Genomic DNA, 12,901 nt, shown 5'->3' on the forward strand with positions numbered 1-12,901 from the left:
TTTCCTTTTGCTTCACAAATAGTAATCTTACTTAGCTTTAGCAGCAGCGATTTGAGCAGCAACTTCAGCAGCAAAATCTTCTTCTTTCTTCTCGATACCTTCACCAACTTCTACACGTACGAAGCTAGTAACTGTTGCGTTTTTCTCTTTAAGAATATCGCCAACAGATTTTTTAGGCTCCATGATGAAAGCTTGACCAGTAAGAGAAACCTCACCAGTGAATTTTTTCATACGGCCAACAACCATCTTCTCAGCGATTTCAGCAGGCTTGCCTTCATTCATCGCGATTTCGATTTGTACTTGCTTTTCTTTTTCAACAACGTCAGCAGGTACATCTGAAGGTGTTAGGTATTCAGGGCTAGATGCAGCAACGTGCATTGCAACGTGCTTAAGTGTTTCTTCATCAGCAACACCTGCAACAACAACACCGATACGATCGCCATGACGGTACTCAACTAGGTTTTCACCAGTTACGTACTGTAAACGACGTACATTGATGTTTTCGCCAATTTTAGTAACTAGCTCAACACGATCTTCTTCAAACTTAGCTTGTAAGTCTTCGATAGAGATAGTGTCAGCAATTGCAGCGTCAGCAACTTTATTAGCAAATGCTAAGAAGCTTACGTCTTTTGCAACGAAATCTGTTTGACAGTTAACTTCTACTAGCACTGCAACACCAGCGTTTTGCTTGATGATGATAGTACCTTCAGCAGCAATGTTACCTGCTTTTTTAGCAGCTTTAGCAGCGCCACTTTTACGCATGTTTTCAATCGCTAACTCGATGTCGCCATCAGTCTCAGTTAACGCTTTTTTACAATCCATCATGCCAGCGCCTGTGCGCTCGCGTAATTCTTTAACTAGGGCAGTAGTTACAGCCATTAGTAAATCCTCAAATCTGAAATCAGGTTAGATAAGCGGGTTACCCGCTCGACAAGAATAGCAAGTCTTCACCTTAAAAAGATGAAGACTTGATGACAGCTAATTACTCAGCTTCAACGAAATCGTCTTTCTCAGCTTGAGCAACGATGTTATTCTCGCGACCTTCAGTAATAGCAGCTGCAACAGCGCTAGTGTAAAGGCTTACAGCACGGATAGCATCATCATTACCTGGAACGATGTAATCAACACCGTCTGGGTTAGAGTTAGTATCAACGATTGCAACAACAGGAATACCTAGGTTGTTTGCTTCACGGATAGCAATGTGCTCGTGGTCAGCATCGATAACGAAAAGCGCGTCTGGAAGACCGCCCATGTTTTTGATACCACCAAGGCTCTTTTCAAGCTTTTCCATTTCGCGGTTAAGCATTAACGTTTCTTTCTTAGTTAACTTCTCGAAAGTTCCGTCTTGGCTTTGTGCTTCAAGGTCTTTAAGACGCTTGATTGATTGACGTACAGTTTTCCAGTTAGTCAACATACCACCTAACCAACGGTGATTTACGAAGAACTGGTCGCTTTCTAAAGCAGCTGATTTAACTGCGTCGCTTGCTGCGCGCTTAGTACCAACGAAAAGAACTTTACCTTTGTTTGCTGCAGCACTTGATAAAAACTTAAGTGCGTCATTGAACATTGGTACAGTTTGCTCAAGGTTGATGATATGTACACGGTTACGTGTGCCGAAGATGAAAGGCTTCATCTTAGGGTTCCAGTAACGTGCTTGGTGACCAAAGTGAACACCAGCTTGAAGCATATCGCGCATTGAAACGTTTGCCATTTTATAGATCCTCTATAGTTGTTTAGGGTTAGGCCTCCACATATCCCATAGCACCAACACCGAAGTAATTAAACTTCAAATGCACCCAAGTGTATGTGACGATACGTGTGTGTGTTAAAATAAAATTGTGTTTGCCTTAAATACAAAAAATCATTTAAGAATTTATTTGTAAAAAGACGGCGCGCTTTATACCATATTAAAATTAAATACTCAACGTCGCGTGCAAAATTTGTTCGGCGATAAATGTTAAAAACTCAACTTTGGAGCCTCAATGAGCGCTATTATCAAGACCCCTGAAGAAATAGAGAAAATGCGCGTAGCTGGGCGCTTAGCGGCCGATGTACTTGAAATGATCGGCCCTCATGTAGTGCCAGGTGTTACCACCGATGAGCTAAATACACTTTGCCATGATTATATTGTTAATGTGCAACAAGCAATCCCTGCTCCGTTAAATTATCATGGCTTTCCAAAATCAGTTTGTACGTCAGTTAATCATGTTATTTGTCACGGAATTCCAAATGACAAAGCATTAAAAGAAGGTGACAGCGTTAATATTGACGTAACGGTCATTAAAGATGGTTACCACGGCGATACATCTAAAATGTTTCACGTTGGTACACCAAATATTCAAGCTAAACGTCTTGCTGAAGTAACACAAGAAAGCCTATACCTTGCTATTAAAATGGTAAAACCAGGTGTGCGTTTGGGTGATATTGGTGAAGCAATTCAAAAATATGCAGAGAGCTTTAATTACTCAATTGTACGTGAGTATTGCGGCCACGGTATTGGCGCAGGATTTCATGAAGAACCACAAATAATGCATTACGGTAAAGCCGGTACTGGCGAAGCCTTAAAAGCAGGTATGTGTTTAACTATTGAACCTATGGTTAATGCGGGTAAACGCCAATGTAAGCTTCTTAAAGATGAGTGGACAGTAGTTACACGCGACCGTAGTTTGTCTGCACAGTGGGAACACACATTATTAGTGACTGAAAATGGTGTTGAAATTTTAACGCTACGATCAGATGATACAATCGACAGGATCATAGAACACTAATAATAAATAAGAAATTAGGAGCCAGCCCACGTGGCATTACCCAACAAAGTAAAAAAGTTGCTTAGCGATGCTGAGCAACTTAGTGATTATCGCGATTGTTCTAGCTATTTTTATAAATGGTTACATAACGAATTTTCTAAACAACCGGTTGGGAATTTAATTAATGCCCGGGCTGAGTTTATTGACCGCCTACTCATTAAGCTTTTTCATGTTTACGACTTAGCACGCGAACCTGATTTAGCATTAATAGCTGTGGGCGGGTACGGACGTGGCGAGCTACACCCCTACTCCGACATCGACTTTTTATTGCTTGTAACTAAACCGCCAAGCGAAGAAATATGCGAAAAAATAGGCCAGTTTGTTACCATGCTATGGGATCTCAACTTAGAGATTGGTCACAGCGTGCGCACGATAGAACAAGCCATTGAGCAAAAACGTGAAGACGTTACTTTTGCCACCAGCTTGCTCGAAAGTCGCCTTATTTTTGGTAACCACATTGAGTTTGAAAAACTCAAAATGCACATTCTTGAAACGCCAGTATGGCGCTCTGGTGAATTTTTTACTGCCAAAGTTCAAGAACAAAATTTACGCCACAGAAAGTGCCACGGCACCGCGTATAATCTTGAGCCAAACATTAAAGAAAACCCAGGTGGTCTGCGCGACTTACAAACCATTATTTGGGTGGCAAAAAAGCACTTTAGAACCGAAACCCTGCAAGAGTTAATAAGCCATGGATACTTAACTCATGAAGAGTTTCAAGAGCTTTCTGAGTGCCTAGAAAACCTATGGAACATTCGCTTTGCACTGCATTTAGCTGCAGGTCGAGCGGAAAACCGCTTATTGTTTGATCATCAACCGCTAGCCGCCGAAATTTTAGGTTTTGGTAGCGACGGCAAAGCGTCTGTTGAGCGTATGATGAAACGCTTGTTTAGAATAATGAGCCGCGTGCGCGAACTTAACCAAATGCTACTTTCATACTTTGAACAAAGTATAATGCCCGAAAGTAGTGCTGTGGTAGCAATAGAACTCGACAGAAACTTTGAGCAAGTAGGTCATCAAATACGCGTAAAAGATCCGTCGGTATTTTTTAGACGTGACCAACTCTTTGTATTGTTTGAGCACATAGCCGATAACCCAGCAATAACGCATATTTACCCAAGTACTATTCGTACTATTCGCCAAGTGCGCCGTCGTTTATTGGGTGACTTACAAGATTATGCAGCCTGTCGTGAAGCCTTTTTACGCCTTGTAAAACACCCTAACGGCATGGGCCGCGCATTTACGTTAATGCACAAGCACGGCATGCTTGCCGCCTACTTACCGCAGTGGCGTAATATATTTGGGCAAATGCAGTTTGATTTGTTTCACGCTTACACCGTAGATGAGCACACCCACAAATTAATCAAAAATATTTACGAATATTTTGATAAAACAGGCATTAGCGAGTTTCCTATTTGTAGTGAAATAGTCACTCGAATGGATAAACCAGAGCTACTTTATTTAGCCGGTATATTTCACGACATTGCTAAAGGCCGAGGTGGTGACCACTCAGAACTTGGCGCTGTTGATGCAATAGCATTTGCTAAATTACATGGTTTTGCGTCATCAGATGGAAAACTAATAGCATGGCTTGTTAGTAACCATTTACTTATGTCGGTTACCGCACAGCGTAAAGATATTAACGACCCTGCTGTAATAAAAGACTTCGCTACGCGCGTTAAAACAGAGCGCCAACTCGACTACTTATATTGTTTAACCGTTGCCGACATACGTGCAACCAACGACAACTTGTGGAACGATTGGAAAAACACCCTACTGCGTGAGCTATACTTACACACGCAACGCGCTTTGCGTCTAGGGCTCGAAAACCCAATGGATCAACGCGACCAAATTCGCGATAAAAAGCACCAAGCTAAACAACGCTTAATAAATCTGGGTTATGCCGAGGAAAAAATTGATTTAATTTGGAGCCGCTTTAAGGCTAACTACTTTACCGCCTTTAGCGAACAGCAAATATCATGGCAAAGTGAGCATTTATTAAGTAGCACAGACTTAAGCCAGCCAAGTGTTATTGTCTCTAACAAAGCTATGCATGGTGGCACACAAGTATTTGTATACAGCCCCTACTCTGGCCCACTGTTTGCCCGATTAGTAAGTGTAATTGGCTCTAAAAAAGCACAAATACAACATGCGCAAGTACTGACCACTAAAGACGGTTACGTCTTGTTTAGCTTTGTAATACTTGAAGTAAGTGGTGACCCTATTGCAAGTGGTCGAGCGCAATCAATTAAACGCGGGCTTGAGCAAGCACTGAGCGATCCGCGTAAAAAGATTCGCTTTAAAAAGAGCCGCTCTCAACGTTTTAAAGATTTTAATATTAAACCTAAAATTGTGTTGCGCCCACATGCACGCAAAGACCGCAGCTTAATAGAAATTCAAGCCGTCGATATACAAGGTTTACTAACCAAAATAGCCGAAGTTTTCCAAGCGCATTTACTACACATTCACGCTGCCCGTATTACAACGGTAGGTGAACGTGCCGAGGATTTCTTTGTTGTATCAAATAACGAATACCAAGCGCTGACTGATGAAGAGCAAGCAAAAATTCATCAGGCATTACGTAAAAAATTCAACGCCGAAACAGAATAGAGGACACACATGTCAGATTTAAAAACGATGATCGAAAACGCATGGGACAACCGCGATAGCATTAGCCCAAGCACAGTATCAAACGACGTAAAACAAGCTATTATCGACGCACTTGATTTACTTGATAGCGGCGCTGCACGCGTTGCTGAAAAAATATCAGGTGAATGGGTTGTACACCAGTGGCTTAAAAAAGCAGTGTTACTGTCGTTTCGTATTCGCGACAACCAACCAATGAACGACGGCGTAAACCAGTTTTACGACAAAGTACCGCTTAAATTTAGCGACTACACCCCAGAGCAGTTTCAGCAAGGCGGTATGCGCGTAGTACCAAACGCTGTAGCACGTAAAGGCAGCTTTGTAGGTAAAAATGTTGTACTTATGCCATCTTATGTAAATATTGGCGCATACGTTGACGATGGCACCATGGTTGATACATGGGCGACTGTAGGCTCGTGTGCACAAATTGGTAAGAACGTACATTTATCAGGTGGCGTAGGCATAGGCGGCGTTTTAGAGCCTCTACAAGCTAACCCAACCATCATTGAAGACAACTGCTTTATTGGCGCACGTTCTGAAATTGTTGAAGGCGTAGTAGTAGAAGAAGGCGCTGTAATTTCTATGGGCGTTTACATCAGCCAAAGCACCCGTATTTACGACCGTGAAACTGGCGAAATTCACTACGGCCGCGTACCAGCAGGCGCAGTAGTTGTACCAGGAGCACTACCGTCAAAAGATGGCACTCACAGCCTTTATGCTGCAATCATCGTGAAAAAAGTAGATAAACAAACACGTGAAAAAGTAGGCATAAACGCCCTACTACGCTCAATTGATGAGTAACAGTCGATTGGGTTGAGTGAAACGAAACCCAACGATATATTGAAGTTAAGTGTTTTAGCTGAACTTTAATTGTATATAGAAAGCTCTAAGCCTTTGGTTTAGGGCTTTTTGTTAATTAAAAGGATTTATAATGTCTTCACTTTCAGACCTATCAAACTCAATAAAATCATCTATAACAGATAAAGTTACTCACCCTTTATTAGGTAGCTTTATTATATCTTGGTTTTTTTTCAACTGGAAAGCCGTTTATTTCATCTGCTTCTCAAATCTAAATGCTACTTATAAAATAAAAAGTATTACTGAAAATTACTCTGATTGGTGCCTGAATTTATTTACACCACTCATCTCTAGTCTAGTACTTGTATTTTTGTTACCACTTTTTACCGCTGCTTACACACGCTTCATAGCCTATACTAAAGAGTTTCAAATGAAGTCACTACCTGAATTTTTTAAACCCCACAGCCTAACTTTAGAAGATTCAAACTCATTAAGAGATTTCTATGAAACCGAATTTACCTCTTTAAATAAAGAACTTTCTAAAGCAAATAAAACTATCACAAATTACAGAACAAGAGATGAGGGTATATTTAAAGAGTACAAAGGCAAAATTAATAATGTGTTTGATTTGTTAGCTGCAGTAAAATTAGATGAAAACATCCTAAAAGTAGAACTAGGAAGCTCTGAAATAGATAAAATAAAATTCTTAGAGCAATTTTTAAGCTCCCCTGTTAATTATGAAAGCTTCTATCCAAATTCAGTATATATTTTAAAAAATAGTAACGATTTATCAACATGGGGATTTGAAGAAGATTTAATAGAAAGTGAAGATGGGAATAACAATAAGGTGAACATAACAAGAAAAGGGGTTGAAGAGCTTTCTAATTTGAAGTTTGAAGCCCTCAAAAAACATTACGGTTTAAATTCAGCCAATAGTCTCAATGGGCGTGGTTTACATTAACTTATTAAACAATAAATTAAATCGTTGGGTTTCGTTTCACTCTACCCAACATACGCTAATAACCACTCCAAAACCAAAAAAGCACTTATAAAATAAGTGCTTTTTTTGGTTTGCTCAATTAGTGTGGTTTACAGTGCGTTAAATACGTCGTCTGTTTTAGCTGCGCAAATAAAATCGTTTTTGTGTAGGCCTTTAATTGAATGGCTCCACCATGTAACCGTTACTTTGCCCCACTCGGTTAATAAACCTGGGTGATGGCCTTCGTCTTCTGCCATGTCGCCTACTTTGTTAGTAAACGCGATAGCTTGCTTAAAGTTTTTAAATTTATAAACACGCTCAAGCTGCATAATGCCGTCGCGTACTTCTGGTACCCAGTCTGGGATTTTAGTAATTAATTGTGCAAGCTCTTCGTCAGATACTTTTGGCGCATCTACATGACAGGCTTCGCATTTTTGTGCACTTAATGAAGACATTCTAAATCCTTACTTTTAGCTTTTTTAGCATTAATGTTTAACTGGCTAATTTTTCTTTTGGTGGAAATTTTGGGTCGTGCAAGCCAAGCTCTTTAGCTCGCTCAACCAAAGTCATAATATCCATTTGCGATATATCAAACAGATCATGAATCGAATTTATGGTGTAGTACTGTGGCTGCATAATATCAATACGGTACGGCGTACGCAGTACATCAAGCACATTCATTGGGCTGATTTCTGGCGTGTTTGAGTATACGTACTGAGTTTCACCTGGGCTTGATAAAATACCGCCGCCGTAAATACGCAGGCCGTCTTCGGTTTGCATTAAACCAAATTCAACTGTAAACCAGTATATACGCGCAAGGTATACACGGTCCTTTTTCTGCGCTGCGTAACCTAATTGCCCGTACTTGTGCGTAAACTCGGCAAAGTCAGGGTTAGTTAGCATGGCGCAATGGCCAAATATTTCATGAAAAATATCTGGCTCTTGTAGGTAGTCAAATTCTTCGCGGCTACGAATAAATGTAGCTACCGGAAACTGCTTGTTTGCCAGTAATCTAAAAAACTCATCAAAGTCGATAAGCGCAGGTACTGGCGCGACTTGCCAACCGGTAGTGGCTAGTAACACTTCGTTTAGTTCGCTTAACTGCGGAATACGATCGTGCGGCAGGTTAATCTTTTTTAACCCTTGCATGTACTCGTTGCAGGCTTTGCCTTCAATGCATGCAAGTTGACGCGCTACAAGCTCAGACCAAATTTTATTTTCTTCATCACTCCAGTGTATAACACCATTTTCGTCTGGTGTTTTGGATGTGTATTTACTTGCTTTAGCCATAAGTACCTTCTTGGGTGTGAGCCCTAAATCGGTGTCAGTGTGATACTCAAACCTATTGAATATCGAATGACCCCATACTATGCAAAAGTGAAGAAAAGTTTAATAGATAGGCTAACATCAGTATTTGTCGCGATCACTTAGATCGTAAAGTTAAAATTACACCTGTGGCACATTAAAAATACAGGCCCTCAAATAAAGGCCTACAGCTTATTTTTATGTGTACATAATTAAATACACCTAACCAATTTTAGTAAAAGCTTGGTCTAAATCACTAATAATGTCGTTAACATCTTCAAGCCCAACCGAGAGTCTGATCAGCCCATCACTTATTCCAGCGGCGGCTCGCTCCTCTGGCGTATAAGGCGAGTGAGTCATAGATGCAGGATGCTGAATCAGTGTTTCAGCGTCGCCGAGGCTTACTGCAAGTGTACAAAGTTTCATACTATCAATAAATTGTGCGCCATCTTGTAGCGTGCCTTTTATTTCAAATGCAATAACACCACCAGCGGCTTTCATTTGGTTGCCAATAAACTTATGACCTGGGTGCGATTTAAGCCCTGGGTAATATACGGTACTTACTTGTGGGTGCGCTTCTAGATATTCGGCTATTGTTTGTGCGCTTTGACAATGGCGCTCTATTCTAATGGCGAGTGTTTTTAGACCTCGATTAATTAGCCATGCATCGTGCGGGCTTATGGTTGCACCAATGTCTTTTAATACGGTCATTTTAATGTGTGTTATGTGCTCAAGCGATCCACATACAATACCAGCGACCACGTCTCCGTGACCATTTAAGTACTTGGTCGCACTGTGCATTATAATGTCGATGCCATATTTTTTTGGTGATTGCAGTAGCGGCGTTAAAAAGGTGTTGTCGACCACACTAATTAAGTTGTGCTCTTTAGCAACTGCGCCAATGAGTGCCAAATCAATAACCGCCATAGTGGGGTTGATTGGCGTTTCTACAAATATCATTTTTGAATTAGGTTTGATGGCAGCGCGTAGCTCGTCCTCGTTGGTCATATCAACAAACGTGACTTCAATTCCCCAGCGCGGCAACATATGCGAGAAAAACGCAAAGGTACAACCATACAAAGCACTTGAGGCAACGAGGTGATCTCCCTGCGATAAAAAGCTCAGTACTGAGGCAGATACAGCCCCCATACCCGTTGCGGTTGCAGCAGCTGCTTCACAGCTCTCTAGTTGAGCAACTTTTTGCTCAAGCTCTGTGGTTGTGGGGTTTCCTAAACGCGTATAAATATAGCCAGGTTCGTCGCCTGCAAAACGCGCAGCACCTTGTGCGGCATTTTCAAAATGAAAGGTAGAGGTTTGATACAAAGGAGAAGTGAGTGCGCCGTGCGGGTCGTTTGCTTTTTGTGGTCCGTGAATACACTGGGTGTTTATATGATGCTTGCTCATTGTAGGCTCATTTTTTGATTATTATGTTTTAGCGAGTCAACAATCAAAACGTATGCGCTTACAAACAGCAAGCATGCCGGATGCTCAGATGGCTATTTGTGTAAAAACCGTGCAGCGCATATTTGTACACAAATATTGCCACTAGGGCGTGTTGACCTTTGCGGATTGAAATTTGTTCAATCTAGGGGCGATTAAATCGCGGCGCGAGGTTTGTAACCTAGTGGGCTCGATAACTGCTCCTGCGTTATTCTACTGGCTTACATCCATGTAAGAATAAGTAAAAACCGAGCAAAGCTTCCGCGTCCTGCTCACGCCCCTTACCTACATCCATGTAGGCAACAAAGAGTTAATCGTCCCTAGAAAGAACCCAAAGGGCAGCGCATGTTTGGCATTTATACTGCGTTATCGCCTATTTATGGGGAATAACCACACTTCATAGGCTCTGCCTTGCCTAAACACCAAACACACTTCTGCAAATTCAACCATCAAAGATCAACACGCCCTCGTATTTTATTGTGTTGACTCCGCCTTTTTACGGCTCATAATTTTACCTGCGATACTTTGTACAGTGCCTTTTAGTAAGCTGCGTTTGTTTTCAAGCCTTGGTAATGGACGGCTAAGCTCCATTGCTTTGTAACCAATACGCGCTGTAAAAATACCGGCGCTTACGCCCTGCGCAGCCCGACCCGAAAGTTTACCTAGTAGCTCAGCACTTAGTGCAGTTGCTGCAAGGTCAGATACAAGCTCAGCACTGCCTACAAACATTACTTGCCTTATTAGCATGCGGTATAACTTTATACGGCTCGCGTAGCCAAAACCAATGCCATAAATTTTACCAATTTGTTCTATTAACTTAGTACCGCGCCAAAGCACGGCCATCATATCCACCAGCGCAAGTGGGCTTAGGGCAACTAGCAGTGCGGATTCAGTCGCAAAACGATTTATAAGCTTTTTAGCTTTGGTGTCTTGGGTTATTAATAAACTGTTGGCGTACAACGTCATTATTTCTTTGTCGCTGTGATGCATCGCTACTTGGTTTTTAAAGGTTTCAAAGTTATCAAGCTCCTGGTGTTTATTGAGCTTTTCAAGCCAAGGTAATGCACCGCCTACTTGCTCGCTGTTTAAAAGCCTGTCGGCTTCAACTCGGTGCAATTGGTTTCGCTTTAAACTGCGCAGCATTCGGTACTCTCGCCACAATAAGCGCCCTATTAGCAGCACGCCACTTACAACCGCGGTTAAATAAACGCTGCCTAAAATAATTGATTGCTCGAAAGCAAATACTAACGAGTATGCAAACTCTAAAAGCACCAGTACTATAAAACTAATAGCAAAAACACCTTTAAGCGTTTGCCACTTTGACTTTTTGTACACAGGTTCTAGATCTATTTCGGGCTCTAGTGCTTCATCTTCAAGTTCTTCGTAATCACTTTGTCCGTGCTGAATAATTTTTGCAGGTGCTAAAACGGGTTCGTTTTGCTCAATGCTTTGCGTATCTATGCGACGCCCTGCTTGAAATGGTTGGTTTGACTCACTCATGTTAATTTGTCTCCTAGCAGGTACTGCATGACATGATCTAATCGAATATGTTTTAGTTGTTTATCGGGGCTCGGTATTGGAGAAAACGATAAAAACTCAAATCCCTGTGCTGGCCACTCATTTTTATTAAGCATCCGCGAGGGAGGTTGCGGCGGTAAATACGTAAGCCAATCAGGCTCGTGTAATGGTTTACCGTAAATGCAGTCAAGCGTTTGGCCTTTGTCGGCAATTTGGCGCGGCTGCGTTGCTGTAATTGACGACATAGCCATGGTTTCTATTTTTACACCATCAAACTTTAAATGATTGCTTTGCTCATGCACGAGCGAATCAAGTAGCAGTGCTAAATCTTTATGGTGCTTAGCACTTATATGATCTGACTTATTAGCTGCAAATAATATTTTGTCTATGTTGGGCTTAAATAAACGTTTAAAAAAGCCCGATTCACCATAGTTAAAGTGTGCGAGTAATTGGTTTATTACACTGCTTTGCTCTTGGAGTGTTTCGTGCCCTTCGTTTAGCGCACTAAGTACATCTACAAGTACGATTTGGCGATCAAAGTGCCTAAAATGCTCATTATAAAATGGTTTTACAACTTCTTTTATATAGGCGTTAAAGCGCTTAATTAAATGCGCTAAATTAGAACCCGCAACGACATCGTCACTATTTATTTCACCCGATACCGGAAAAAACAATAACAATGGCGCGCCTTGTAAGTCGCCAGGCATAAGCATACGCCCAGGTTGCAGCATGGCAAGTTTGGTGTCTTTTTTAAGCCCTACTAACATGCTTTGATAAAGCTGAGCAATATGAGCCAGTGCGTTTTCATCTACAGGTGCATTTAAATCAAGTTGCTCAACGGCTGCTAGAAAATCACTTGATGTATTTACGCGCGAAGGCTGAGTTAATAACGGATATTGCTGCTCGCACCATTGAGAATAGCTTTGCTCAAGCATAGGTAAATCAAGGAGCCATTCACCCGGGTAGTCAATAATATCTAAATAAAGCGTTGATTGCGGCGAAAAGTGGCCGCGCAGCCCTGCGTTGCTTTGATACTTTATTGCCAAGCGCAGCGTATTAATCCGCTCAGTTGATGCAGGCCATGTAGGCATCCCATCGCTAGGTAATAATGAATTTAGCGCGCGCGTATAATTAAACGTAGGAACTTTTAACGCCTCTTGCGGCACAACTTTAGTGGCCACATGGCGGTGCTCGCGCATTACATCAAAAAAAGGTAAGTTTTTATCGTCCGCTTGGGTTGTTAAGTGTTTAACAAGCGCGGTAATAAAGGCTGTTTTACCACTACCACTTAGGCCAGTTACGGCAAGTTTTACGTGTTGGTCTAAACTGCGATGAAGGGCTTTTTGTGCTTTGCCTTTAATACTTTTAAAGGTCTTTTTTGCAAATGATTGGCTCATAAAGTGTCTTG

At 41.6% G+C, this 12,901-nt stretch carries 11 protein-coding genes; 4 read left to right on the plus strand and 7 right to left on the minus strand.

Annotated features, from left to right (window positions below; translation table 11 throughout):
• Window positions 1-27: 27 nt before the first annotated feature.
• Window positions 28-879, minus strand: a complete 852-nt coding sequence (gene tsf, locus I6E80_RS12330; protein WP_008168613.1) for a translation elongation factor Ts — start codon at window positions 877-879, stop codon at window positions 28-30.
• A gap of 103 nt (window positions 880-982) precedes the next feature.
• Window positions 983-1,711 carry a 30S ribosomal protein S2 gene (gene rpsB / locus I6E80_RS12335; protein WP_024599057.1) on the minus strand — a complete coding sequence of 243 codons (729 nt, stop codon included), beginning with the start codon at window positions 1,709-1,711 and terminating at the stop codon, window positions 983-985.
• A 271-nt stretch (window positions 1,712-1,982) separates the two neighbouring features.
• Between rpsB and map the strand changes: the two genes are divergently transcribed.
• The 4 genes from map to I6E80_RS12355 all read left to right on the plus strand — a co-directional run bounded on the left by map (window position 1,983) and on the right by I6E80_RS12355 (window position 7,212).
• Window positions 1,983-2,768, plus strand: a complete 786-nt coding sequence (map, locus tag I6E80_RS12340; protein WP_024599056.1) for a type I methionyl aminopeptidase — start codon at window positions 1,983-1,985, stop codon at window positions 2,766-2,768.
• A 30-nt stretch (window positions 2,769-2,798) separates the two neighbouring features.
• Entirely contained in the window at window positions 2,799-5,417 is a 2,619-nt protein-coding gene (gene glnD / locus I6E80_RS12345) for a [protein-PII] uridylyltransferase (RefSeq protein ID WP_024599055.1), read from the plus strand.
• 9 nt (window positions 5,418-5,426) lie between these two features.
• Window positions 5,427-6,254, plus strand: a complete 828-nt coding sequence (gene dapD / locus I6E80_RS12350; RefSeq protein WP_197185653.1) for a 2,3,4,5-tetrahydropyridine-2,6-dicarboxylate N-succinyltransferase — start codon at window positions 5,427-5,429, stop codon at window positions 6,252-6,254.
• 130 nt (window positions 6,255-6,384) lie between these two features.
• Window positions 6,385-7,212, plus strand: coding sequence for a hypothetical protein (locus I6E80_RS12355; protein ID WP_197185654.1), 828 nt, complete (start codon window positions 6,385-6,387; stop codon window positions 7,210-7,212).
• Between the two features lie 128 nt (window positions 7,213-7,340).
• On the opposite strand, the gene I6E80_RS12360 is transcribed toward I6E80_RS12355, so the two are convergent.
• From I6E80_RS12360 to I6E80_RS12380, 5 genes are all read right to left on the minus strand, one after another.
• A complete protein-coding gene (locus tag I6E80_RS12360) occupies window positions 7,341-7,685 on the minus strand; it encodes a 4a-hydroxytetrahydrobiopterin dehydratase (RefSeq protein ID WP_002958326.1) in 345 nt (114 codons plus the stop codon).
• 37 nt (window positions 7,686-7,722) lie between these two features.
• Window positions 7,723-8,520 carry a phenylalanine 4-monooxygenase gene (gene phhA / locus I6E80_RS12365; protein ID WP_002958327.1) on the minus strand — a complete coding sequence of 266 codons (798 nt, stop codon included), beginning with the start codon at window positions 8,518-8,520 and terminating at the stop codon, window positions 7,723-7,725.
• A 237-nt stretch (window positions 8,521-8,757) separates the two neighbouring features.
• The gene (megL, locus tag I6E80_RS12370) at window positions 8,758-9,939 is read right to left on the minus strand and encodes a methionine gamma-lyase (protein WP_197185655.1); all 1,182 of its coding nucleotides are present in this window, start codon (window positions 9,937-9,939) and stop codon (window positions 8,758-8,760) included.
• Window positions 9,940-10,449: 510 nt separating this feature from the next.
• On the minus strand, window positions 10,450-11,475 hold the full coding sequence (locus I6E80_RS12375) for a TIGR01620 family protein (protein WP_197185656.1): 1,026 nt from the start codon (window positions 11,473-11,475) through the stop codon (window positions 10,450-10,452).
• The gene (locus tag I6E80_RS12380) at window positions 11,472-12,890 is read right to left on the minus strand and encodes a YcjX family protein (RefSeq protein WP_197185657.1); all 1,419 of its coding nucleotides are present in this window, start codon (window positions 12,888-12,890) and stop codon (window positions 11,472-11,474) included. The genes I6E80_RS12375 and I6E80_RS12380 overlap by 4 nt, the downstream gene beginning before the upstream one ends.
• Window positions 12,891-12,901: the final 11 nt, after the last annotated feature.

Origin of the sequence: Pseudoalteromonas sp. NSLLW218 (assembly GCF_015864775.1) — a bacterium.
Classification (GTDB): domain Bacteria; phylum Pseudomonadota; class Gammaproteobacteria; order Enterobacterales; family Alteromonadaceae; genus Pseudoalteromonas.

Coding starts and splice junctions, on each gene's coding strand:
- map (WP_024599056.1), top strand. CDS start 1,983: ATGAGCGCTATTATCAAGACCCCTGAAGAAATAGAGAAAATGCGCGTA.
- tsf (WP_008168613.1), bottom strand. CDS start 879: ATGGCTGTAACTACTGCCCTAGTTAAAGAATTACGCGAGCGCACAGGC.
- I6E80_RS12355 (WP_197185654.1), top strand. CDS start 6,385: ATGTCTTCACTTTCAGACCTATCAAACTCAATAAAATCATCTATAACA.
- I6E80_RS12360 (WP_002958326.1), bottom strand. CDS start 7,685: ATGTCTTCATTAAGTGCACAAAAATGCGAAGCCTGTCATGTAGATGCG.
- dapD (WP_197185653.1), top strand. CDS start 5,427: ATGTCAGATTTAAAAACGATGATCGAAAACGCATGGGACAACCGCGAT.
- megL (WP_197185655.1), bottom strand. CDS start 9,939: ATGAGCAAGCATCATATAAACACCCAGTGTATTCACGGACCACAAAAA.
- I6E80_RS12380 (WP_197185657.1), bottom strand. CDS start 12,890: ATGAGCCAATCATTTGCAAAAAAGACCTTTAAAAGTATTAAAGGCAAA.
- phhA (WP_002958327.1), bottom strand. CDS start 8,520: ATGGCTAAAGCAAGTAAATACACATCCAAAACACCAGACGAAAATGGT.
- I6E80_RS12375 (WP_197185656.1), bottom strand. CDS start 11,475: ATGAGTGAGTCAAACCAACCATTTCAAGCAGGGCGTCGCATAGATACG.
- rpsB (WP_024599057.1), bottom strand. CDS start 1,711: ATGGCAAACGTTTCAATGCGCGATATGCTTCAAGCTGGTGTTCACTTT.